We start from the raw sequence: 23,179 nt of genomic DNA, 5'->3' as shown, positions 1-23,179 counted from the left end.
TTCGATTCGTGGAAAGTATGTAATAGATTGCATTTAAAGGCAGAGGCTATAAGATAACTGTGATGGATTCGTAACCACTTCACGGCTTGTTTCTTCAACGTCAGTTAGGAAATAAGCATGGCTTTACAAAATTACTCGCAACAAATGGCAAAGTTGGTGCTCTATCGTCAGGCTTTGCCTCCGCCCGACTCTCCACCGCAAGAATTATTCAGCTTTGTTCGCATTGGCGGTCAGCTATGCGCGGAACAAACGGCGCTCAATACTTCTGTTCTCGCCCGTTTAACTCAATTTGAAGCCGCTAACGATGCTACTTACTCAGAGCGCACTGAAAACGTCAACTAAAACGTCAACCAAAACGTCAACTACCGCCGGGAGGCTGGAAAAATGAAACAACTCTCTATCAATGAATGTGAGCGCGATTTGGCTGCGCTCGATGCCGCTGATCAACTCACTAACAACGTCACTGCAGAAATTGAACGCTTTAAAGCGATGGACATGAAAGATGTCATGGCTAAAGCAACAAAAGCCCTGTTTGGTGGCAACTTGTCACCGGAGGCCTTGGGCTTACCGTCTAATTTCTTTGCCCAATTGGAGCAATTGGCAAAGCTCAACAACGTAGCGCGAAGCAAATACCGTGAGCAAGTAATGGCAAACCTCGCCGAACTGCGTGAAGTCCAAGACATCAACGGGGGTGAGCATGAGTAAGCACCCCAACCCGGTTAGAGGCCATGTACGCTGCCCAGTTTGCGCTACCCCTTCAACCGTTCATCGTGTAGGCGAAGGCAAACTGATTGCCGAAGGTGAACCGACAAAGAACGGGCGCAACCTCGGCTTGCATTACTACCGCTGCCCAAATTGCGGTAATAGCGCCATGAGCAAAACCATTGATAGCTACATTGTCGCAAACATGGTGAGCGATGAAAGTCAGCTTAACGCCCTTTTAACCGCTGTCTCAACCGAAGTAACCGACGCCCCTACACCGCTAGAAAACAACGCGCAACCGGAGGCAATCAACGCTGATTCGGTTGAATTGCTGTTAGCTGATGAAGGTGACGACAGCAGCAATGATGCGGCTTCCAACGCGATTGCAACGGTTGAAAACTCGGTTAACGCCCCCGTTGAACTGTTGCCACTGTTCACCGTCAAACGTGTGCTCGCCTTGCTTGGCGTGTTGGTGTTTGTCGCTTGGATGGTGAGCAAACTCGTTCCTGTTAAACAACCGGAGGCGCAACCGAATGCAAACGTTTGAAGGTGAACAAGAGATTAACTTTCCCGGGGCTGCGGCGAACGATGATTGGGGCGATTTTAGTACCGTCATTTCACAGCTAGAAACACACGAAAAAAGCGAAGCCAATGCAACCGAATCGGCCAGCGTTGACGCGAGCGAAAGCGTCAATAGTGAAGCATTTGAAGGGCTGCTCAATGTGGTGTTTACCGTGTCTGAGCAAGCAACCTCGATCATATCGGGGATTGACTTCGCCTTTGATGAAAAAGGCAAGGCGGAAGTGATTAAGGCGGCGATTCCGGTTATCAATAAGCATGGTAGTCAGTTGCTTGGCCTCTTTGGTAACTACATCGAAGAAGCAACGCTATTGCTTGCCGTTCTCGCCCTTGTCTACACATCAAAGCGCCACGTCACGCAACTGAAAATCTTGAAGCTACAACAGGATGCCGCGAATGCCGAAAGTCAAAAAGCCGCCTCTCAAGCTGCCTAACCCGGTCAACTCAAACCCCTCGCTCGATGCGGAACATATTATCTACGTGGCGGGGACTGGCGGAGGGAAAACCTCCGCCGTTAAGCACTTGGGTTATGTGCCGAAAGCCTCGCAAGCGGTGTTCTTTGACCCTTACCGCAACTACGCCGGGCAAAAGTTCCAAGGCCAACAATGCCATGGCACAAGCTCACGCCTTGCGTTTCTCAAATCGCTGTTAATGGCGCGTAAGCGCGGCCAATCGTTCAAGCTCGCTTATGTGCCAGAGTTTGGCGCGTGTGCCGATGAACTAGAGTTCTTTTCGTCTGTGGTTTGGTCTATGGGCAACGGTCAAGCACCTAAGCTGCATGTCGTCATTGAAGAACTCGCAAGCTGTGTCGAAAGCTCCGGTAAATTACTCGGTAAAGCTGGCGAGTTGTGGCGCGGCGGTCGTCAGTTTGGGCTTGTCTGTCATAGCGTGTTTCAAAAAGGGCAAGAAGTGCCGAAAACTGTCACTGACCAATCGTCTACATGGTGGATTGGCGCGGTTAACTCGGTCGCCGATGCTCGATACTTGGCAGACAAAAAAGGCTTGAACGTCAGAGAGATAGAAACGCTGATTTCGGCCAAAGTGAACAAAGAGCGTATCGGCAAACCGATTGCTGAATTTTTGTTGGTCAAAGATGGTATCGGCAACGTCTCAAAGCAAGCGTTCAACTGTGCTACTGGGTTGAAAGTGGCGCTTTCCTACCGCTAATTAAATGTGATTTCTTTCACAATTCAACCTATAGGTTACGCGCTTAACCTATAGGTTACTCCGCATTCCCTACCCGTTCATTTTCGCTTTTTATAGCTGGGCAATTTTTATTCGTTCCACACATTGAAAGGCAAACTATGAAAAAAGAACACAAAACCATGCTGTTAACGGTGGTGGCTGCGTTGGTAATCATCGCCATTATCAACAACGTTGCACCGCTTGAGCCGCTTAAAAAGCAGCTTAATGGCAATTCTGGCTGGTTCTAAGGGGGCTACTACATGGAATTACTAGAAACCTTGTTTAACCCTCGCCCTAAAGAGCTTGATCCAGTTGAAGGTACGGCATGGGGCAATCAAGCCACATTGCGCTTAGTCGCGGGTCCCACTTATCAAAGCATCGAGCTAGTGACTGACATCACTAACCCGGCAGACATTGAGCGTGTGCGCATTACGCACAACGGCAAAGAGATCGTTTCTCTCTCCGGTCAAGACATCGTTGATTTGCGCGAGCACCGCAAGAAGTACGTGCAACCGGGGCGCTATATGATTGCGTTCTGTGACTTGCTGATGCGCACAAAAATGGGCGTTCGCCAGGGTGAGCTGGTCACACTACCGGGTGAAATTTGGTTCGTGTACATCCAACTCAAAGCGAAAACGGGCGTAGCAGCACCAAGCATTCGCGCACGTGCTCACATCACCGAAGCGCAATCACAGCGCGTCTTTATGCCGCGTATCTACTCGCTAACTTGGTTCGCCAGTGCCGAAGGCCGCACCCCGTTTGATTGGGCGGAGCGTTCGCCATATCTGCACATCAAACGTATCCATTTCAAAGATGATTCAATCAACCGCATTCGCGTTCTGCGCGATGACCGCGAAGAAATGAACGTCAACAAAGCGGATAACGCGTTTGATTTGGCCGATGCGGAACTCGAGCAAAACGTGGGCTGGTTCTCGCTTGATTTCGTGCGTACTGGTTTCGGTGCCGAAGGCAAACTCAGTACCTACGCAACGCGATCACTTCAGTTTGAAGTGGAGAAAAGCGCACCGGGTAGCGTTCCGGTGATTGTTGAAGCTATCGAGCAAGTCGCTATCCCTCAAACCACAAAGTAAGGGGGTTGCATGAGCTGGTTAGACAAACTTTCTGATGCTGGCGGTGAGCTGCTCAACGCTGCAACCGATGCGGGTGGCGCATGGCTCAACGGGACGGTTGAACGGTCGCTTGATAAGAAATCGCAAAGTAACCCGGATGAAGCGCGAAAAAACGAAGTACAAGGGCAAACGGCCAGCGGCCAGCCCTTGCACCCAACGAATCACTTGATTCAGCCCTCTATGGATAACGTCAAGGTGTTTGGGGCGCTTATTGTCGCGTTCATGTTGGTGGTTTTTCTCATCGTGCAAGGTAAACGCTAATGCCCTATCTACTTATGGCGGCGTTTGTTGGCGGTGGTTATGTCGGTTTTAAGCTGTCCGGGGGCTCGGACAAGCTCATTACTCTCATAATCATCGCGGCGGTTCTCTACATGTTAACTAAGGGGGGTAAATGATCCCAAACGTCACAAACTCGGGAACGATGCCCATTACTGGAGGGCATGCAGGACCATCGACAGCAACAAGCAGTAATCAAAGCGGCCAGAGCGTAGGCGGGATCAATATGGGAAGCCCTAACGGTGTCAGCCCTTGGTTGATTGCTGGCGTGATCATCGTTCTCGCCTTTTTGCTGATGAAAAGCAAATGATTCAGATTGCAGAAAAATCAAAGGCTTTCGAGCGTTTGGAAATCGCATTTCGCGCTTGCCCTGATGATTTTGCAGAGCTGAAACAACTCGTAGAGGCTGGGAAAGTCAGTCTCTACGACATTCGCGGCCAAGGTTATGACATCACGCTTGCGGGTGAAGTCGTAGGTGACAGTTATTTCTTGTGGGGTGTGGCTGGTTTCGGCGTTGTCCCGGCAATTAAAGAACTCGCAAACATCGTCAGAAAGTCCGGTTTAACAAGCGTTAGCGCGGTGACTTATTTTCCCGCCTTAGCTCGTTTAGTTCGCAGATTGAACACCAACGAGCGACCGGACGGTGAAATAACTTTAATGAAAATGAGAGTGTGATCATGGGTGGTAAATCAAAATCGAGTAACACCACGAACTCAACGAACGTCAGCGGCCAGAACGCGATAAGCGGCGATAACCTCGGCACCGCAATCAGTGGCGTAAACAATTCGACAATCAATGTAACCGCAACCGACCACGGCGCAATCGACAAAGCGTTTGAACTCGGAGGTGAGTTAATCAACCAATCTGGGGAAATGTTTGATAGTGCGATCGGCTTTGCCGGGCAAGTGAACAAAGATTCACTGTCTTTTGCTTCAACCGTCAATCGTGATTCATTGCAGTTTGCAGAAAATGCGCTCGAAGACATTGCATCGAGCAACAGCGAAAACTTGCAAATGCTGGCGGGATTGTCGGGCAGTCAATCCAAACAAAATTCAGACAGCCTCAACGCAATTATGGATCTTGCGAAGTTCAAGCAAGACAGCGGCCAGAGTGAACACAACCAACAGCAAATCATTCTGTTAGTCGTTATCGTGCTTGTGCTGGGCCTGATTACCTTTATGGCGGTGAAACGATGAATATCAGTCTAAAAGCCTATCAACCCCTACCCGTTTTGATTTCGGGTCAGTGGGTACATTTGGAAACGGCACAGCAAGCCGTGGCGCTCGAAAGTGAAAACGGTGACCGCGTCACGCTCCGTAAAAACGCGGTGGTGAAGTCTCAGAGCGTGATTGGCCGAGTGCTTATCCACTCCGACATTGACCAAGAAATCACGTTAGAGTTTGGCTATGGCGACTATACACCGCCGCAAAATATCCAAGGCCAAACGGTTTTAGTCTCTGAGCTGCCAGCAGTCAAAATCGCACCAGAGCAAAACATTGCTGTTTCATCCTTGCCAGCAGTAAAAATCGCACCAGAGCAAGCGGTCAAAGTATCAGAGCTGCCAGCGGTACAGATTGAAGCAAACCAAAGCGTTGCAGTGTCACAAATCCCGCCTGTAGAACTCGCACCAGAGCAAAGCGTAAAAGTGACCTCCTTGCCCGTGGTGCGCATTGCGGCCAATCAAGCTGTAAAGGTGACGGAAAGCGATCAATTGGTTGTACTCGAATCAGTGATGCCCTTGAGCATTCCAGCAAACAGTGAGCGAAAGCGTCTTTATATCAAGGCCAAAACAACCAACGCACAAGACGTTTTGATAAATGGGGTTTATCCCCTCAACCCGGGCGAAAAAATTGAACTGGCGACACGTGCCGCCGTTGAACTAACAGGTGCGGCAAGCGAAAGCGTTGTCGTTTTGGAGATATAAACCATGTCATTGAAAGAACAAATACCAAGCGGTAGCCCAAGAAACAAAATTGAGTTTCTTGCTGATTATATCGAGCAGCAAATTGCAGAAATGAGCCAGGGCTCAGAAGTTGCACCGGAAAATCTCTTGGTAAATCCTACCTTCGAGTTTATTCAATCTGAATTTGTAGGCGCTATGGGCGGTTATAGCGCCGGATTCTGGTCGTTTATGCACAAGTCAAAAAGCGTTGTTGGTGATATTGGGATTGGCAAATCACTCACGCGCCCTGTTCCGGTTGGTTGGGGAGTAGAGTTCAGAGCCAACTCGGGTGAAGTTCAAACGGATTTCAATTTGCGCCGCAATAATTTTGATACGCACAAAAATAATTTTACTGCCCCTGCATTCTTCCAAATGAGCTCTGGAAACTCAGCGAACTTTGATTTGTGCCTGTTTTCTGTTTTTGTTGCTCCCGCCTCTGTTTATAAAAGCAGCATCAGTGGTGAGGAAACGTTTAGTGCGTATTTTGTTGGTGCAAATGAAAATGCCGGGCGATTTGGAATCGTAGAGCTGGACTTTAACGGTAACGCTAAGAAAATTGTTGCTCAAAAAACCATAAGCAACAGTGGCGACCCGTACTTGTTCAGTGAAGACTGGATCCACGGTATCAAACTCAAATCTAACTGCATGTATGCGTATTTTGTCGAATCAAATTCCAAAGGTGGCTCACAGTACGGGTTTTCTTCCCCGGTGGCGGCGGGAGTTTTCTTAAATCACGGACAAGAAAACAAGCGACCAAATTTTGAATCGAAAATAAAAATGCAGTCATTAACGCGTACGTCAATGGTGATAGCCAAGCCCACTCTTGAAGAGCTTAGAGTCGGAACGGCGGTGAAACTGCCTGCTCTCTACATGCCGTTTGGTATCGAAAAGCATCTGATTGCGTGCGTGACAAACGCAGACAACACCAATCAAGCACCAAGCGATGACTTAAATGGTACGTCAGCAACGATCACAGCAATAGACACTATCAACGTTAAACACGTTTATTCGGGAATTGGTGTCACAAATCTAAATGTCATGGTTTTTTACTCAGAAACACCCCTCACGATTGACTTTTTTAACGCTGTGTAAGGGGGAAACATGCCCTCTATTCGCTTTGTAATCATAGGAGTAGCAACCCTACTCCTTCTATTCATCAAAGGAGATTCTCACATGCCGAGAGGTATCAGAAATCGCAATCCGGGCAACATCGAGGACAACGGCACCGCGTGGCGTGGCCGTATGGGTAATGATGGTCGCTTTATCATTTTCGATACACCTGAAAACGGGGTTCGCGCTATCGCTCGAATCATTGCCACATATCGAACAAAACACGGCCTCAACACCCTTGAGGGCATTATCAACCGTTGGGCGCCGCCACATGAAAACAATACCGATGCGTATATCCGACATGCAGAAAAAGCACTCAACATATCGCGTCATGAGGCTATCGGCCAGCAACACTTAGAGCCCCTAATCAAAGTGATCATCAAACACGAAAACGGGGTTCAGCCATACAGTGACAAGGTGATACGCGATGGTATTGCAGCGGCTTAACCAACAGCTTGTACTAACCGTGTTTTTGCTGGCGCTTCTGGTTGTCATGTGGCGCTGGTTCAGTGGCCGATTATCGCAAGGCGTAGAGAGTGCGCTCGATGTCGTCACAGAACCCGGCGGTGAACTACTGAGTGACATCACCGCGGCGCTCAATGGTCACGTTCCTGTCGAGCTGCAACCGCTAGTCATCCAAGAACGCCACGTAAACGCAGATTACACCCTCAAAGCAGAGGCCGAGAAAGTCTATTGGAAAATCGGCGACTATCAGCCACTCCTTTACAAGCTGTTTGGTGGCGTTGGTAGGCCGATGAAAACACGCTATCGGCACTTAATCGGCGAACCTATAACGGAGAACATTCTATGATAGGTGGAATTTTTACGCTGTTAACCAGTGGCCTTGAGGCATACAAACAGCACAAACAAAACAAAGCCAACGAGCTCAAACGCAAAGATGAGTTCGAGCAAGAAAAGCACAACAAGAACTTAGAACGGCTACAAGCTGGCGACTTGCACGCAACTAGCCTAGATGAAATCAGCATCAAAACCCGAGGCTGGAAAGATGAGTTTCTTTTCATCTTCTTCATTCCAATCGTGATGTGCTTTATCCCCGGCTACGCACAATACGTTCACCAAGGCTTTGCAAGCCTAAAAGACATACCAGAGCCGTATTGGTGGGTAATCGGTGCGATTGTAGTTGATACGCTTGGTATGCGCTCGATGCTTCGTTATTTGCTCGAATACTTTTCAAACAAATTCAGGGGTAAATAATGGACTTCGCACTATTAACAGGCTGGACAATCACACCAGACACAATCATAAGCCTATGGGTAGCAATTTCACTGACGAAAGTGACCAACGCCCATAATTTACGAATCACTATTTTAGAACAAGAGAGAAAGAAAGATGGCAACTAAAAAACAAGCACTGAAATCAGACGGCACATTAAAAAAAGGGTATCGCTGGGGTAAAGGTGGCCGAATTATCGAAGCGAAAAAACCGAGCAAAAAACGCAAAGTGACTCGCAAATAATATGTAATTAAGCCCCGAAGTTTCGGGGCTTGCTTATTTAGGGCGTATCAACGCCCTATTTTTAAATCTGCGCAAATAACGAACATCTCTACCATTCGTTTTTTTTCGCCTGAACTGAACGACATTATGACCAAGGGATATTTTTATATCGAGCTCCATTAAGTCATAAGCCGAAATCGCACGACCTCCGGGGGTGTAAATTACATCCCCTTTTATCTTGAACTCCCGCCACACCTTAGATACAGGAAGGTAGCCGCGATGCTTGATCAAAAGCAAACGAACCACTGAAAGCGGCCAGTTGTGCTTCACCCGCCAGTTGCGAACCGTTTGAACTGATACGCCGAAATATTCCGCCGCTTCTTTATCGCTGTCGAAATGCCATAGGAATAAGTCACTGACTTGGTTTAAATGTAAGCCGAAGTTATAGAGCTCGTCTCTGACCTTTTTACACATGTGATCTCTGTCTCATTTTATTTAAATGGACAAAAATCATATTTTTGATTGATATACCCAACAACAAGACCTAAGCACCTATTTTATTACGAATTGAAAAAATCCGATGAACTTAATATCTTGCCTATCAAACGCAAATTAAAACTTGCTTATTAGAGTAAATATTTAACATAAAAAACACATAATACGCACTTAGCTAAGGCTTCCGTAGGGCTGCCAATCCACAAAGCTAAGCCACCGCAAGCTATTGAAATTCCACGCAAACCGAGCCCGTTATGCATTTACTGAATCACTCAATGCGGATTGCGTGAAGCTATAACCAACTTACATAGACAGTGTTAAGCGTCCTGGCATTCTCGCTTGAATATCTTTGAGCGATGTTCCGGGCATTTGCACTTGAGCAAACCAATATGGTTTGTGCTTTTCTACAAATGCATTGCTGTGCTGTAATCCATCATAGATTGAGAATGCTCGGCCTTGCGCTAATGCAGCCCCTGCAATACTTCTTTCCTCAACTGGCACTTTATCGATATCTTCCATCACTGCATTTTTAATAAACATCGCATTTGCTGGCCAATCCATAGACTCCAAAACTCGTTTGGCAAGCTGTCCCTCAAGTTCGAAAATGATTTTGGGTAAAAAAGACATATTGGCGACCACCTCAGCGCAAGCGTAATACTCTTCACGCATATCTTGCTCACGGTATTTGAGCATCATCTCAACTAAAGCATCTTCAAATGTATGCGTAAAATGGTTTGATGCGAGAAACTGACCAACCGTTCTCAGTACACCTATTAAAATGCCAGCATCAGGTTCTTTGAAGTTTGCATCTTGTAAGCGCATTCTGGTTACATTTGCGGTAACTATCATATGTTGCCACATTTTAGGAGCAATCAACTTGGTGTTCGCATCGGACCATTTGAGCATCGGCCTAGCCATCAGAACAGGGAAAAGTAAACGGCAATTTTCTATGCCCATCTGCCCTATTGCAATCTTGGCATCGGTTACGCTTTTTGATGATTTCCCTATACGCTCACAGAACTTAGGATTCGTAACCAGATCTAAAATGCTGGAACTAAGCTGATGACTCAACGTCGTCAAAGTACTTAACTTGGAAAAGCTCAAGGATGGGGAGTAAGCAAACGAAGCGAGATGATCAAAGTTAGGAATGCCATTGAACAATTTGTCTATGGATGTGTTGAGCAGTTTTTCAACCATTAAGTGCTCAGCATGACGGGTAACATCCACAACGACGCGTTTATGGGTATTTTGCCTTGCTTTTACCTGTTCACGCCGCTCAACCACTTTAGCCTGTTCACATTCTAATAAAATGCGTTGATTGCGAGTAATACGCTCATCTTCAGAAAAAATAACGTCTTCGCAATAGCGACCTTGTAAACTAAGTAGGTTATCAACGTTAGACTGATCGAGAATGTATTTCATACTCACTAACCATTTGGCATGTCTAACATTAACCTCATTTGCCACTTGTTCCGCTGTTTCAATCGCTTCTTGTGTATACCGTCTGTTGGCGAGTAGCAAATCTGTATCCCTTTAAAGATTTATCACTAGTTTTAGTTTATTCCATAGAGACCAAAAATGAGAAACAAAAGTGATATTGCTTCCATTATTTAATCTTGAAATTGCCTACTCTGTCACTATAAGTCACTGACGATAATCGTTCTTGAACATCACATCGAGTAGTAAACGTTCACAACACACCATGTTTTCAATCAATTATTAATTAGCTCGAGATGTGAATGACAATCATTCGTTCTGGTACCTTATAGCGAAATTTACTGCCAACTTTGATTAATTGCTTAGCAAAGCGACATATTTGGGCATCCCCCGTCCCATTAACCTTCTCTACCACCGCATGCTTATCAGTGTGATGAAAGTAGACAACAACATCACAGTAGCCCGAATAGTGAACAAGTTGTTTATCGACTTTCTTTTGAACTGACTTTTTTAGCTTTAGCGCTATCGGGTTACGAGTGGAATCATCGGCATAAATTACATTTGGATAGAAAAATAAGAGAGATGCAAGAAGAAAAGTGACACTGTATCGCATGATTTTTCCAAATGAAAATACTATACAGTGCTCAGACCGGATAATATACATCGATTTGATTCAACTGCGTGACCGATTAATGGTAACTGCAATTGATATGTTTGTTAGGCGTGTTTCTTACCTTTGTTAGACTTAAATCCTTGGTGTGGAAATACGTTCCGGATTCTTTGCTGGACTTTCTTTGGCACTTGTTTGCTGAACACCAACTTTGCACCAGTACGTAAGCTGTAAACTTTCATTTCACCATCAAAAGGAGTCTTCTCACCAATCTCCATTAAATTATGGCGAAAAGACGGTGGCAAGTTCCCTTTGACTGAATGAATATGCCCTTCTTTAAAAGAAACCTTCAAAACTGGGCGGTCAATGGCCACTAGCCAAAAGATAACGATAGCGGCAACGATGATGACATACAACATGCGTGTTCTCCTGCACTAATCGGATAATAACTTGCTTAAGTCTTCTTTCAGAGTCGATACGGCTGCACTCGCCTTTTCGCTACGAGAAGCTTCACTCAGTAAATACTCAATCGCGTCGGACAATGTACAACCCAATTCATTCGCACGCGTCGATAGCTTTTCCCAAACACGATAATCTAAATCGATGGATTTTTTCTTTGTATGGATCTGCTCAGCATTAAAATGGCGCTTACGTTTAGCACGAATGGCTTGTTTGAGCTTCTTATCCAACTCATCCGCCATGTGCAAATCAATCCACTCGAGGACTTTGGTCGGCTCATGTTCTAACTTTCTTAATTCAGAGACCGCATGGTCAGCTTCACTCGAATCAATATATTTAGTGATGGTTTCTCCATCCTTCCACTTACTGATCAAATACTGCCATTTCCACCCACATTCCAAGTTTTCGAGTTGTTGATATTTCATTTTTCCATGTCCTAGGCGCCGCTTAGGGTGACAGCGTAACCCAGGTGGGTTCATTTCTCAACAAAACGTGTTCGAAGGATAGAGAGAGATCAACTTTTTCCTCCCTCACCCTCTATTTAGCCGGATTTAACTGCAGATTTTGTTGGTTCTGATATACTCCGCTGCAATTAAAGTTTATGAAGAAAGTCAATGAACCAAATTAACTGGCAAGCCGTTACGCCACAATTCGATCAATTTGAATCGTCTTTTGCTAATCTTCACTCTATTGAGTTAACCCATTATTTTGAGCTACAAGAGCGTGCGTTAGCAACATTCCGTCACTTTACCCTGCTTTCTGGATTGGCTCGTTTCTTGGTGATTAATTGTTGTGATAACTCTATCTATCGCGGTTTGGTTGAAGAAGGATTGAGCTCTATTGATCCTGAACTGGTGGTATTAAAAACAGAGACGCTGTCTCCTTCTCATCTCTTTGACTGTTATAAGCTTAGTGCTAATGGTGATGTCGAAATTATTACCGGATTGTTCTCGAAAGCTCGTGGTGGCATTGTCACAGTGTCGGCGAATTTGCTGCTTGCGAATCCGGGCTCTTGGCCAGCAATTAAGGCGGCAGTACTAGGCGAACCCCTACCCATATCTCCATTAAAACCCGAGTGGCAATCATCGCACATGGAGCCGACTCACTACGACATAAAATTGGTCATTACGGGTGACCGTGGGCAATTGGCGGATCTTGAGTATCTTGATTCTGACCTCTTCTCATCAATGTCTTTGTTCACTGAGCTCGAAGAAGATTTTCACATCGGTGAAGAAAGCTTGGATTCCTATGTCGGCTACATTAAATGGATATGTGAACGGTACCATCTCCCCAGTTTTGATCAGGATGCGCTACGCCGTTTGTTGATTGCCGGCGTTCGTGAAACAGAAGACCAACATTATCTTCCTCTCTCACCAATTTGGCTTCATCAATGGCTCTCTCTGGCAGCTCTTGAATCGCAAGGCTACCAGATCAACGGTGAGCACATGGATACGGCCATTGAGGAAAAATATTTCCGTGAGTCTTATCTCCCCCAACGCGCTATCGACGATATCCTTGATGGCCAAGTGATCATTGAAACCACCGGCGAGCAAATTGGCCAGATTAACGGTCTGACCGTGATTGATGTCGCTGGTCACCCGGTTTCTTACGGTGAGCCTGCTCGAATTTCTTGTGTGATCCATTTTGGTGACGGTGATATCTCTGACGTTGAACGTAAAGCCGAGCTTGGTGGAAATCTTCATGCAAAGGGTATGATGATCATGCAAGCACTTGTCAGCAGTGCACTTCAGCTAGACGCGCCATTGCCTTATTCTGCTTCTATCGTATTCGAACAATCTTACAGTGAAGTGGATGGCGATAGTGCGTCGCTTGCTGAATTCTGCTGCCTAGTCAGCGCCCTATCAGAGTATCCTATCAATCAGCAAATCGCGGTCACGGGTGCCGTGGACCAATTTGGCCGTGTACAAGCCGTAGGAGGTCTAAATGAAAAAATTGAAGGCTTCTATCAGGTGTGTAAACACCAAGGCTTTACAGGTGAACAAGGGGTCATTCTACCAGAAACAAACCTTAAACATCTGGCACTTCATAAAGAGGTGGTGGAAAGCATTAAGCTTGGTGAGTTTCATATTTGGGCGGTATCCGACGTTGAAGACGTGATCCCTATCATTATGAATAAACCGTTTTGTGGCGAAGACGAAGATAGCGTACTCAACAAAATTGCGGAAAGAATCGATAACTTTGCGAAGCATGATCATCCGCAAGGCTTTGTTCAATGGCTTAAAAACTGGTTTGTCTAGTACTGATCGGAGTTGTTTAGCGTACACCTGTTCACTAACATGCCACTGTCTAAAATTGGAGTTTACAAACAATGCAGAATAAACGTGAATCATACACTCGTGAAGATCTTCTAGCCTCAAGTCAAGGTGAGTTATTTGGCCCTGGATACCCTCAATTACCAGCTCCAAATATGCTTATGATGGACCGAGTAACCAAAATGTCGGAAACCGAAGGTGATTTTGGTAAAGGTCTTATCCTTGCTGAGCTCGATATCAAACCTGATCTATGGTTCTTTGACTGCCACTTTCCAGGTGACCCTGTAATGCCAGGTTGTCTTGGCTTGGATGCGATGTGGCAGTTAGTTGGTTTCTTCCTTGGTTGGGTAGGCGGCAAAGGTAAAGGCCGTGCTTTAGGTGTTGGTGAGGTGAAGTTTACCGGTCAAATCCTCCCTACAGCGAAAAAAGTGACCTACGAGATCCACATGAAACGAGTGGTCAATCGTAAGCTTGTTATGGGATTAGCGGACGGTCGAGTTCTTGTCGACGGTAAAGAAATTTACGTCGCTAAGGATCTAAAAGTGGGTCTTTTCCAAGATACCTCAGCATTCTAAGTAACACAGCTTTCCAGTTATTTTGATGAGACGGCCCTTGGGGCCGTTTTTTCTTGAGCCTTCAATTTTTATTCAGCTCAATAATAGAAAAGACCCACATCGTGGGCCCTTCTTTAAAATCCTTCTGTGTTGTATGTGGACATCATTTATAGAGACCAGAAAGTTTGTCACTTCTGGCATCACGCCAACCACCTAACCAATACGAACGAGCGTCCATCTGTTGATAAGGACATTCTTCCTGAGATCTACCGTTTAAGCCTGCCTTGTAGCCTTGGGATTGTGCTCGGTCTAGGCGATCACGCTTTTGTCTCTTCATAATTTCTACCTCATACAGGTCCATTAGAACTAACGTACTACTGTGAAACTTTAGTGGAGCTTTTATGACTCCACTATTAAGAATTGACCAAACGAAGGGATTTCTCAAGCGATAAAAAAAGCACGGCTCCAAAACTGTGAAGCCGTGCTTAGTTTAAAAAATAGCCTATTTTCTGCGGAACCCAACCAAGCCCATGAGTGTCAAAGCCAACCAACCAAGCCCTGCACCATTTCGCACTGCTGAGGCTTTTTCCACTGGACGTGTGTCAATGTTACTTGCCTTGGCATCTGCAATAGGAACTAGCTTAACGGCTACAACCGATTCCTTCTGAGAACCTTCACCACAATAGGAGTTGTGTGCGGTTGTATCGTAGCCACCTTCACACTTAATGGCAGTTGCAGAAATCACACCTGCATCGTTGATATCCGTTGCGTCGATCACTCGATATTGGTTGTTGTGCTGTGAAAACTCACCACCATTTGTCAGATCATCCAAGTACCAAGCTTTATCACCAAATATCGCCCTGCGCTCAGGAGTCGGTGTAGATGTTTTTTCATCGTAATATGGCAGAATAAATCCACGTTTACGACGCGGCTTGCCGTCGATCTCACGAGTATCTTCAGCGTCCAACTGACCAACAATTTCATTGTATTTGTTGATCCCCCCCATTTTGCCACCAGCACCAGAGAAAAAAATTCCCCCTAGCTGAGGTAAAAATGTAGCCGTTGGAGCCGGGTCTCTTACATCGGTCACCACAAACAAGCGATTGGCCGCTGAACCTTCAGAAGGCTTACCACCAGCGCGCTTTGCCTCACCAACAGCGATAAAGTTACTGTTTACGTTAGTGACAACAGAATTACTGTGAATGACGTCGCTCCCAATTTTCATTTGAGCGCCATTGACCAGTTTGGTTACCCAAGTAGAATCTGTGAACCCGACATCACCAAGAGTTCCTACAAAAACACTAGCATTAATATAGTTGTCATCAAGATAAGTGTTGTAACCGACACCATAAATTATATCATTCGCTGGATCTGTATCACCCTTGTCATCGACAACCACATCACGCATACTCCCTTGCGCTAAACGCTCCCCATCTCTATTACCGCCTTGGGGCCAAGCTAACTGCTTTACAACACCATTATCATCCCAAATCGCAGCCTTGCTTGTGTGGTGTGAACCATTTTCATTAGTTGTACTCGTAGCAATACTACCAACCGTGTAAGTACCATCGGTTTTCCAAGCTCGTGATTGATAAAAAGAGCTTACATCTGTAGGAGATATAGGAGCGACAACTCGATTTCTCGTCTCACCGGCAATGCTTTGATTGCCAACAGGTTGTGCAGATTCCGTGAGACTATTGATAACATTGTTCATCTCATTGAGATAGGCTGAAGCGTCTCCTTCAACATAAGCAAGTGAATTAGAACTCGTGTTGCCATTGAGTTCGCGACTCCATGGTGCCCAGTGAATCGATGCCCACGTTTCACACGTCGAATAACGAAGCTCGTTGTAGCAATAACGCTCAAAGTCATCAAACTCTTGGATATAGCCAAACGTCGCGTCCATCGCAAACGGAAGCTCTTCTCGATAGCTAACACCATCAACCGACACTCTTGTTTCAAAAGCTAACTTAAACTGAGCATCGCTACATGCCACTCCAAAGCACCCCAGTGGCGATGCAACATCACCGGCTTGGATCGCTACACCAAAAGCATCGTTATAAGACGAATTACTACCATTCGATGCAGGATCAACTTCAACAACCTTATACAAGGCGGCGTTGGCATTCATAGCGCTACCAACAAGTAGCGCGACTGTGGTTAATTTGAATCTAATACTGCAATTCATCTACTTATTAACTGTCCTGTTGCATAGCTTCGAGCTCTTCCCATCTCTCGAAAGCAATTTCTAATTCCTGCTCCAGTGCGGCAAGTTGCTCTAACACTGGTTGCGTTGTCTCTACGGGTTGAGCAAAAAACTCTGCGGAGTTTACTTGCTCTTGAAGCGCTTCAATATCCGCTTCCAACTGTTCTAACTTGGCAGGTAGTGCTTCAAGTTCTCGTTGGAGCTTATATGATAACTTCTTAGAGGTATTCTTAGCTGGCGCAGTTTTGGGAGTTTCCTCAACGACTTTTGCTTTAGGCGCTGATTTTTCCATCACTTCTCGAGCTTCGATCGCTTGTTTGCGCTGCTGTTGAGCATCATGATAACCACCGACAAACTCTTCGATTTTTCCTTCACCTTCAAAGATCCAGCTTGTCGTGACGGTATTATCCACAAACTGTCGGTCGTGGCTGACCAGCAGCAGAGTACCTTGATAATTGGCAAGCAATTCTTCTAAAAGTTCCAATGTTTCGATATCTAAATCGTTAGTTGGTTCGTCGAGAATCAATAAATTGTTTGGTTTTAGGAAGATACGAGCAAGAAGCAGACGGTTTTTTTCACCACCTGAAAGTGCTTTGACGGGTGTACGAGCACGCTTCGGCGAGAAAAGGAAGTCCTGAAGATAGCTCAACGCATGGCGTTCTCGCCCACCCACGGTGACTTCTTGTTTACCATCCGCTAGGTTATCAATGACCGTCTTTTCAGGGTCCAAAATCTCTCGATATTGGTCAAAATACGCGACTTCCAGCTTAGTACCACAATGCAAACGGCCAGATTCCGGTTTTAGCTGATCCAGCAGTAACTTAAGGACAGTGCTCTTGCCACAACCATTAGGGCCAATAAGCGCGATTCGATCCCCACGCATGATATTAAAACTGAAATCATCAACAATTTTCTTTCCATCGAATGAAAACTGCAGTTTTTCTGCTTCAAAGACGATCTTGCCAGAGCGTGCGGCGTCATCAATCTGGATTTTGGCTTTACCTTGCACGTCAACTCGACTCTGGCGTTCCTCTCGCAGCTTTTTAAGTGCCCGAACACGACCTTCATTACGTGTGCGGCGTGCTTTGATGCCTTGACGAATCCACACTTCTTCCTGAGCGAGCTTTTTATCAAACTCTGCGTTTTGCATCTCCTCAACACGAAGCATTTCTTCTTTTTCAATAAGGTAGTTGTCGTAATCGCCAGGAAAAGAGGCAAGTTTACCGCGGTCAAGGTCAACGATACGCGTTGCCATTGCTTTGATGAAGGCTCGGTCGTGGGAAATAAAAATGATGGAGCCACGGAAATCTTTGAGGAACGTTTCTAGCCATTCAATGGTCGTAACATCGAGGTGGTTAGTTGGCTCATCTAGTAGCAAAACGTCTGGATCACATACTAGCGCTTTCGCCAGCGCAGCTTTGCGTTGCCAACCACCCGACAGATCGGTGAGCTTCGTTTCAGCATCCAGCTTTAATGCCGCCAACACATGCTTAACTCGGTCTTCAAATCGCCACGCGTTGGCGTGATCAAGCTGTTCTTGCACTCTCGCTAAGCGGTTAATGTTCTTTTCCGTTGGCTCTTGAGCAACAAGATCGAGAAGATCATGATAGATCTTTAATTGTTCGCCAACTTCAGCTAGCCCACTTGCCACATAATCGTAAACCGTTCCTGGTTCGTTTCGTGGGGGGTCTTGTTCTAAGCGCGAGACTACGACATCTTGAGTGATCTGTAGCTTACCATCATCAAGAATCACCTCGCCCGCTAGAACTTTCATTAAGGTCGATTTACCCGCCCCATTGCGTCCTACCAAACAAACTCGCTCATGCTCTTGAAGTACAAAATCAGCTTTATCAAGTAGAGGATTATCGCCAAAGGCGAGTTGACCATTATGAATGGTAAGTAATGCCATTATCGTCCAACCATTGTTTTAATTTTTCTAGATCAAAGGGCCAGCCAAGCTCTGACCCTTGAGAATGTAAGACAGGAATCGTGACCCCGTAACGAGAAAATAGCGCGTCATCAAACGCGATATCAGTCACTTGAACTTGTTCAGCAATGCCTGCTTGTTCCAACAACTCGTAAGCCATCTCACACAGATGGCATCCTTCGGTACTGTATAGGGTGATCACGTTCCTTGTTCCTATTACTTGTGGGTGACGACCCAACAGTTATGAATATGTTTGTTTCTTGAGAAATCGAGTGGCAGCGTCTGAGAAGAAATGTTTCTCGCGTCTAAACCCAGCTCTTCCATCGCTTCCATATCCATTTTGAAATGACGTTTATTGTTAGAGAAGACAATAGTACCGTTTTCTCTTAGCAGACGTTTTAAGTTTTTCATCAGTTTGATATGGTCACGCTGAACGTCAAACGAGTCTTCCATACGCTTAGAGTTTGAAAACGTAGGCGGATCAATAAAAATTAAATCGTACTGTCCCTGCGCTTTCTCTAACCACTGTAAACAATCTGCCTGCTCAAACTTATGTTGACGTCCGATACAACCATTTGCAGACATGTTGTCTTTTGCCCACTCAAGGTAGGTGTTCGACATGTCGACCGTTGTTGTCGATCGGGCCCCACCAAGAGCAGCGTGTACCGTAGCACTGCCTGTATAAGCAAACAGGTTAAGGAAATCGGCTCCTTTTGCCATTTCACCCAAACGGCGGCGCGTGATCTTATGATCCAGGAACAACCCCGTATCCAGATAATCGTACAAATTGACGATCAGTTTTGCACCATACTCGTTGACTTCCATTCGCTCAGAAACTTGACCCAATTTTTGATATTGGTTACGACCTTTTTGTTTCTCGCGAACCTTCAACACAACTTTGTTGGCTTCTACGCCGGTTACCTGAATCGAAGCACGAATGATGTCCGTCAGACGACGCTTTGCCTTCTCTTCCGGAATATCTTTTGGTGCGGCGTATTCTTGAATCACCAAGTGATCTTGATAGACGTCTATCGCCACGTTGTATTCTGGCAGGTCGGCATCATAGATGCGGTAACAATCGAGCTGTTCTTTTTGAGCCCATTTGCCAATCTTACCGATATTTTTCTTTAGGCGGTTAGCAAAGTCTGGTGCGATAGAAAGCGGGCCATCCGCACCTTCAATCTGCTCTGTACTTCTTTGTGCGATCGTATAGTTTTTTTGGTGACAAGGTAACGCACCGTTATTCAATTTAAACTGTTTTTCCGCACGCATGCGAAGACAGCTCAGCAGCTCGTCGGAACTCGAAAAAATAGATGCCGTACAACCACCAAACTGGGCTTTTAACTGACCACCAAATGCTGTGTATAGTGCAATCAATCCTGGCTCTGTGCCAAGTCGCTCACCATAAGGTGGGTTACAAACAATTACACCATTCTCAAATTCTTGAGGACGTGACACTGTAGCGGCGTCACCTAACTTAAACTCAATAAGATCCGCAACCCCTGCTCTGCGAGCGTTATCTTGGGCAATTTTCAGTACTTTTTCATCATTATCAAAGCCATAGAATCTTGCGCCAACTTTTTTGACACCTCTTCGGGCAATGACATTTGCTTCTGATTTTATTTCTGCCCACACTTCTGGCTCGAAATCTTCAAGTGATTCAAAGACCCACTTTTCACGTTTTACGCCAGGCGCCATGTTTGCTGCCATCATGGCCGCCTCTATCAACAACGTACCTGAGCCACACATTGGATCCAGAAGAGGTTGTTCCTCTGTCCAACCTGAGCGAAGGATGATGGCAGCAGCCAAGGTTTCACGGAGTGGTGCTTTACCAGATGCAGGACGATAGCCACGTTGGTGCAAGCCATTCCCGACCATATCAACACCAAGAATCGCTTTGTCTTTGTGGAGACGAACATGGATACGTACATCCGGACGCTCTTTGCTGATATTTGGACGTGGTAGGTTTTTCTTTTCGAAACAATCTACGATGCCATCTTTCACTTTCATCGCACCGTACTGGCTGTTACGAATCTCACGGTTCGTGCCGTTGAAATCAACCACAAACTTCTTAGTGCTGTGGAATTGATTTACCCAATTGATAGAGGACGTTGCCAAATACAAGTCCATATCACTTTGACAGGTAAACTCGGACAACACGCGAACAAAACGCGATGCCAACCTACTCCATAGACAGCAACGATAAACCTGTTCATTAGAGGCTTTAAATCTTACTCCAGCCTGTACTGGCTTAGCGTCTGCAATTCCAAGTTTTGTTAGTTCTTCAGCAAGAAGGTTCTCAAGACCATTTGAGGTAACCGCAAGATATTGGTTCATAGTGTTCTTTAGCTATTAAAAATGGCGTTGATTATACCTGACAAATCTACTCCATGCCTCGCATTTCAAGGACTTTTCTCATCTCCCTATGAGCCAGCGTATCAATTGGTCGTTTTATCGTCGTGAATTAATTACACCAACTCAGCAGAGATGAACGAAACGTAAACAAGCCTAAACCAAAATTCGGTTCAAATTGCGATAGTGAATGCTTATTCACGCAAAAACTGGACTATACCAGACTGTATTTATGCCGGTAACTTAATTACAAAACCACTTAAAAGAGGGAATTTATTACTCTATCGGTGATATTTCGTCGACAAAAGTGGACATTTTACGTGCTAAAAATGTGTGAAAAATGTCTACCTGATTGCACTACAGGCTCTCATAGTCGCAATATTTAGACGAGGTGGCATGGTGATTAGAGGGGGGATTGGATAGGAAAATGCAAAAAAAAATCGGCCAGAAGGCCGATGAAAAATGTATTGGAACGAAAATTAGGAAAGGTTATCCGACTAACGCCATAGGCATTAGCGTATTCATTCTTGCAGCAGTAGACATGCGATCGTGCATGACTTTGATGGCTTCACCATAACTTAAGCTCTTTGAACTGCTTAGCATAAAGCCTTCAAGCTCTACACAGCTGACTAAGCTTGCATTGTCCCCTGCTTCCAAAACGATAAATAGCCCTTGATTCAAGCCATTTTGCAGCTGTACAAGCTCCCCTTCATTGGGTTGGTAATCCAAACCTGTAGAATGGAAAAACCAACTCTTGGGTTGGACTGGCTTATGAAAGCGCTTAGCAGCAACGCAGTAGAGCGTCAGCTCATCTCTGCGATATTCACTCAAATCAAGCGACGACAGACATTCTTTGAAAGTCTGAAAGGCACTCGCGTCATCAACTGTGAAGTCGTTATAAGAGAAAGCGCAGTCCACCAGCAATTTATCACTAAGATTGGTTTGAAATAGATATCTATCGCCTAAGTCAAGCATTAGACGGCCTGACGGCTTATCAAAATACCAGCTCCATTTATCACTTGGTTTAAGCATCGTTCTATTCTCACACTGACTGATTCACAGAGGTAAACGCTTAATTACCCTCCAACTGTTTTGATTCTACAAACGAATGAATAAAAAAAAAGAGGAAACCAAGTCCTCTTTTTTCTGTTAGAAAAGCTGTTATGTCAGTATGTTAGCGAATCATTCTATAGATTTTTAACAATATCGCGTACTAAGCCAGGGCCGTGATAGATGAAGCCAGAGTATACTTGTACAAGATCCGCCCCTGCCAACATTTTCTCTTTTGCAGCAACATAAGAATCAACACCACCGACGCCAATAATTGGGATGTTACCTTGTAACTCCTTACGAAGTAATCGCACGACCTCAGTAGAACGAGACTGCAGTGGACGACCACTAAGGCCCCCAGCCTCTTGCGCATGTTTCATGCCTTCAACCATCGTGCGATCAAGCGTGGTATTGGTTGCGATCACACCATCGATCTTGTTGTTGATCAATGATTGGCAAATCTGGCTAATTTCATCATCGGTAAGATCCGGTGCGATCTTTAATGCCAGAGGGACATATTTACCATGCTTCTCTTCAAGCTCAGCTTGTTTACGTTTTAACTCAGACAACAACTCGTCTAACGCTTCACCATACTGAAGAGAGCGAAGTCCTGGTGTGTTTGGAGAAGAAATATTCACGGCAATATATCCCGCATACTCATATACCTTTTCCATACAGATGAGATAATCTTCCGCGCCCTTCTCTATTGGTGTATCTTTATTTTTACCAATATTAATACCTAATACACAGTTGTATTTTGCTTTCTTTACGTTCTCAACCAGGTTGTCAACACCTAAGTTATTGAAACCCATACGGTTGATTATACCTTCAGCACCCACCAAACGGAAAAGGCGCGGTTTGTCGTTACCTGATTGTGGTCTTGGCGTTACCGTTCCCACTTCAACAAAACCAAAGCCCATCGCGTCAAATGCTTCAATACACTCGCCATTCTTATCCAATCCTGCAGCTAAGCCTACTGGATTACGGAATGTTAAACCCATACATTCGACTGGTCGGTGTGGTAGCTGTTGACGATAGAGGAGATCAAGTGGTGTGCCGGTAAAACGTTTAAAATTTTGGATTGCAAGATCGTGTGCCTTCTCTGCATCCAATTGAAAAAAGCCAGCTCTGGCAAGACGGTAAAGCATTGTGCCTCCGAAAGAAAAAAGCCCCGTGTAAACGGGTTGGTATTATTTACTTAAAATCATCAGTTTTCAAATAAAAAGGTAAAAGTAAATCCAATTTAACGATTAAAAATGACTTATCTCAACTTTATCAATGAGTTAGTTAGGTGTTATTTCAATTAATTTCGACTTCTCTTGTGAACCAAACGTTTGCAGCGACTTCAAAAAGTGACAACGCAACAATGAGCTGTTCGTTTATTGAACTCAAATAGCAAAAAAGCCCCGTTACTGGGGCTTTTTAATCTTAAACAAC

Annotated in this window: 32 protein-coding genes; 19 read left to right on the top strand and 13 right to left on the bottom strand. The window is 45.3% G+C overall.

Annotation, left to right across the window (positions count from 1 at the left end; genetic code table 11):
* Positions 1-117: 117 nt before the first annotated feature.
* The 17 genes from LZU85_RS14145 to LZU85_RS20905 all read left to right on the top strand — a co-directional run bounded on the left by LZU85_RS14145 (position 118) and on the right by LZU85_RS20905 (position 8,400).
* Complete coding sequence (locus LZU85_RS14145; RefSeq protein ID WP_237287344.1) at positions 118-342, top strand: hypothetical protein; 225 nt, start codon at positions 118-120, stop codon at positions 340-342.
* A gap of 42 nt (positions 343-384) precedes the next feature.
* Positions 385-705, top strand: coding sequence for a hypothetical protein (locus LZU85_RS14140; protein WP_237287343.1), 321 nt, complete (start codon positions 385-387; stop codon positions 703-705).
* The gene (locus tag LZU85_RS14135; RefSeq protein WP_237287342.1) at positions 698-1,249 is read left to right on the top strand and encodes a hypothetical protein; all 552 of its coding nucleotides are present in this window, start codon (positions 698-700) and stop codon (positions 1,247-1,249) included. Before LZU85_RS14140 ends, LZU85_RS14135 begins: the two co-directional genes overlap by 8 nt.
* Positions 1,236-1,715 (top strand): hypothetical protein, encoded by a 480-nt coding sequence (locus tag LZU85_RS14130; protein WP_039452206.1) that lies wholly within the window; start codon positions 1,236-1,238, stop codon positions 1,713-1,715. Before LZU85_RS14135 ends, LZU85_RS14130 begins: the two co-directional genes overlap by 14 nt.
* Entirely contained in the window at positions 1,678-2,448 is a 771-nt protein-coding gene (locus tag LZU85_RS14125; protein ID WP_237287341.1) for a hypothetical protein, read from the top strand. The genes LZU85_RS14130 and LZU85_RS14125 overlap by 38 nt, the downstream gene beginning before the upstream one ends.
* A 137-nt stretch (positions 2,449-2,585) precedes the next feature.
* Complete coding sequence (locus tag LZU85_RS20910; protein ID WP_039452211.1) at positions 2,586-2,714, top strand: hypothetical protein; 129 nt, start codon at positions 2,586-2,588, stop codon at positions 2,712-2,714.
* Between the two features lie 12 nt (positions 2,715-2,726).
* The gene (locus LZU85_RS14120) at positions 2,727-3,557 is read left to right on the top strand and encodes a major capsid protein P2 (protein WP_237287340.1); all 831 of its coding nucleotides are present in this window, start codon (positions 2,727-2,729) and stop codon (positions 3,555-3,557) included.
* 9 nt (positions 3,558-3,566) lie between these two features.
* The gene (locus LZU85_RS14115) at positions 3,567-3,857 is read left to right on the top strand and encodes a hypothetical protein (protein WP_237287338.1); all 291 of its coding nucleotides are present in this window, start codon (positions 3,567-3,569) and stop codon (positions 3,855-3,857) included.
* Positions 3,858-3,987: 130 nt separating this feature from the next.
* Complete coding sequence (locus tag LZU85_RS14110) at positions 3,988-4,182, top strand: hypothetical protein (protein ID WP_237287336.1); 195 nt, start codon at positions 3,988-3,990, stop codon at positions 4,180-4,182.
* Complete coding sequence (locus tag LZU85_RS14105; RefSeq protein WP_237287334.1) at positions 4,179-4,547, top strand: DNAase; 369 nt, start codon at positions 4,179-4,181, stop codon at positions 4,545-4,547. The genes LZU85_RS14110 and LZU85_RS14105 overlap by 4 nt, the downstream gene beginning before the upstream one ends.
* 2 nt (positions 4,548-4,549) lie before the next feature.
* Positions 4,550-5,068: a chemotaxis protein gene (locus LZU85_RS14100; RefSeq protein ID WP_237287332.1), complete on the top strand. Its 519-nt coding sequence runs from the start codon at positions 4,550-4,552 to the stop codon at positions 5,066-5,068.
* The gene (locus LZU85_RS14095; protein WP_237287331.1) at positions 5,065-5,796 is read left to right on the top strand and encodes a hypothetical protein; all 732 of its coding nucleotides are present in this window, start codon (positions 5,065-5,067) and stop codon (positions 5,794-5,796) included. Before LZU85_RS14100 ends, LZU85_RS14095 begins: the two co-directional genes overlap by 4 nt.
* Before the next feature lie 3 nt (positions 5,797-5,799).
* A complete protein-coding gene (locus LZU85_RS14090) occupies positions 5,800-6,906 on the top strand; it encodes a hypothetical protein (RefSeq protein ID WP_237287330.1) in 1,107 nt (368 codons plus the stop codon).
* An 81-nt stretch (positions 6,907-6,987) separates the two neighbouring features.
* Entirely contained in the window at positions 6,988-7,371 is a 384-nt protein-coding gene (locus tag LZU85_RS14085) for a structural protein (protein ID WP_237287329.1), read from the top strand.
* On the top strand, positions 7,352-7,735 hold the full coding sequence (locus LZU85_RS14080) for a hypothetical protein (protein ID WP_237287328.1): 384 nt from the start codon (positions 7,352-7,354) through the stop codon (positions 7,733-7,735). The genes LZU85_RS14085 and LZU85_RS14080 overlap by 20 nt, the downstream gene beginning before the upstream one ends.
* Positions 7,732-8,139, top strand: coding sequence for a hypothetical protein (locus tag LZU85_RS14075; protein ID WP_237287327.1), 408 nt, complete (start codon positions 7,732-7,734; stop codon positions 8,137-8,139). Before LZU85_RS14080 ends, LZU85_RS14075 begins: the two co-directional genes overlap by 4 nt.
* A gap of 135 nt (positions 8,140-8,274) precedes the next feature.
* Positions 8,275-8,400 carry a hypothetical protein gene (locus tag LZU85_RS20905; protein WP_272909908.1) on the top strand — a complete coding sequence of 42 codons (126 nt, stop codon included), beginning with the start codon at positions 8,275-8,277 and terminating at the stop codon, positions 8,398-8,400.
* A gap of 33 nt (positions 8,401-8,433) precedes the next feature.
* On the opposite strand, the gene LZU85_RS14070 is transcribed toward LZU85_RS20905, so the two are convergent.
* The 6 genes from LZU85_RS14070 to matP form a co-directional block, all read right to left on the bottom strand.
* Entirely contained in the window at positions 8,434-8,853 is a 420-nt protein-coding gene (locus tag LZU85_RS14070; protein ID WP_237287326.1) for a hypothetical protein, read from the bottom strand.
* 152 nt (positions 8,854-9,005) lie between these two features.
* Entirely contained in the window at positions 9,006-9,134 is a 129-nt protein-coding gene (locus LZU85_RS14065; protein WP_419795972.1) for a DUF3693 domain-containing protein, read from the bottom strand.
* A 43-nt stretch (positions 9,135-9,177) separates the two neighbouring features.
* Positions 9,178-10,395: an HDOD domain-containing protein gene (locus LZU85_RS14060; protein WP_237287325.1), complete on the bottom strand. Its 1,218-nt coding sequence runs from the start codon at positions 10,393-10,395 to the stop codon at positions 9,178-9,180.
* A 202-nt stretch (positions 10,396-10,597) separates the two neighbouring features.
* Positions 10,598-10,924, bottom strand: a complete 327-nt coding sequence (locus LZU85_RS14055) for a hypothetical protein (protein WP_237287323.1) — start codon at positions 10,922-10,924, stop codon at positions 10,598-10,600.
* Between the two features lie 104 nt (positions 10,925-11,028).
* Entirely contained in the window at positions 11,029-11,340 is a 312-nt protein-coding gene (locus tag LZU85_RS14050; protein WP_176298810.1) for a DUF3634 family protein, read from the bottom strand.
* A gap of 15 nt (positions 11,341-11,355) precedes the next feature.
* Entirely contained in the window at positions 11,356-11,805 is a 450-nt protein-coding gene (gene matP, locus LZU85_RS14045) for a macrodomain Ter protein MatP (RefSeq protein WP_237287321.1), read from the bottom strand.
* Positions 11,806-11,994: 189 nt separating this feature from the next.
* Between matP and LZU85_RS14040 the strand changes: the two genes are divergently transcribed.
* Both LZU85_RS14040 and fabA read left to right on the top strand, forming a co-directional pair.
* The gene (locus tag LZU85_RS14040) at positions 11,995-13,638 is read left to right on the top strand and encodes a S16 family serine protease (protein ID WP_237287319.1); all 1,644 of its coding nucleotides are present in this window, start codon (positions 11,995-11,997) and stop codon (positions 13,636-13,638) included.
* A gap of 71 nt (positions 13,639-13,709) precedes the next feature.
* Entirely contained in the window at positions 13,710-14,228 is a 519-nt protein-coding gene (gene fabA, locus LZU85_RS14035) for a bifunctional 3-hydroxydecanoyl-ACP dehydratase/trans-2-decenoyl-ACP isomerase (RefSeq protein ID WP_011080474.1), read from the top strand.
* A 142-nt stretch (positions 14,229-14,370) separates the two neighbouring features.
* Here fabA and rmf read toward each other — a convergent pair whose 3' ends face one another.
* The 7 genes from rmf to pyrD all read right to left on the bottom strand — a co-directional run bounded on the left by rmf (position 14,371) and on the right by pyrD (position 22,890).
* A complete protein-coding gene (gene rmf, locus LZU85_RS14030) occupies positions 14,371-14,544 on the bottom strand; it encodes a ribosome modulation factor (protein WP_176298813.1) in 174 nt (57 codons plus the stop codon).
* A 165-nt stretch (positions 14,545-14,709) separates the two neighbouring features.
* Complete coding sequence (locus tag LZU85_RS14025) at positions 14,710-16,395, bottom strand: DUF3466 family protein (protein ID WP_237287316.1); 1,686 nt, start codon at positions 16,393-16,395, stop codon at positions 14,710-14,712.
* A 7-nt stretch (positions 16,396-16,402) separates the two neighbouring features.
* Positions 16,403-18,322, bottom strand: coding sequence for an ABC transporter ATP-binding protein (locus LZU85_RS14020; RefSeq protein ID WP_080536104.1), 1,920 nt, complete (start codon positions 18,320-18,322; stop codon positions 16,403-16,405).
* Positions 18,300-18,542 (bottom strand): glutaredoxin family protein, encoded by a 243-nt coding sequence (locus LZU85_RS14015; RefSeq protein ID WP_176298816.1) that lies wholly within the window; start codon positions 18,540-18,542, stop codon positions 18,300-18,302. The genes LZU85_RS14020 and LZU85_RS14015 overlap by 23 nt, the downstream gene beginning before the upstream one ends.
* A gap of 14 nt (positions 18,543-18,556) precedes the next feature.
* On the bottom strand, positions 18,557-20,677 hold the full coding sequence (rlmKL, locus tag LZU85_RS14010; RefSeq protein ID WP_237287314.1) for a bifunctional 23S rRNA (guanine(2069)-N(7))-methyltransferase RlmK/23S rRNA (guanine(2445)-N(2))-methyltransferase RlmL: 2,121 nt from the start codon (positions 20,675-20,677) through the stop codon (positions 18,557-18,559).
* Between the two features lie 504 nt (positions 20,678-21,181).
* Positions 21,182-21,724: a cell division protein ZapC gene (locus tag LZU85_RS14005; RefSeq protein ID WP_039553641.1), complete on the bottom strand. Its 543-nt coding sequence runs from the start codon at positions 21,722-21,724 to the stop codon at positions 21,182-21,184.
* A gap of 155 nt (positions 21,725-21,879) precedes the next feature.
* The gene (gene pyrD, locus LZU85_RS14000) at positions 21,880-22,890 is read right to left on the bottom strand and encodes a quinone-dependent dihydroorotate dehydrogenase (RefSeq protein ID WP_237287313.1); all 1,011 of its coding nucleotides are present in this window, start codon (positions 22,888-22,890) and stop codon (positions 21,880-21,882) included.
* Between the last annotated feature and the right edge of the window lie 289 nt (positions 22,891-23,179).

Origin of the sequence: Vibrio floridensis, from assembly GCF_021852965.1 — a bacterium.
GTDB classification, from domain to species: Bacteria; Pseudomonadota; Gammaproteobacteria; order Enterobacterales; family Vibrionaceae; genus Vibrio; species Vibrio floridensis.
Note: the sequence above shows the minus strand (reverse complement) of the source record. Positions and strands in the feature narration are given on the sequence as shown.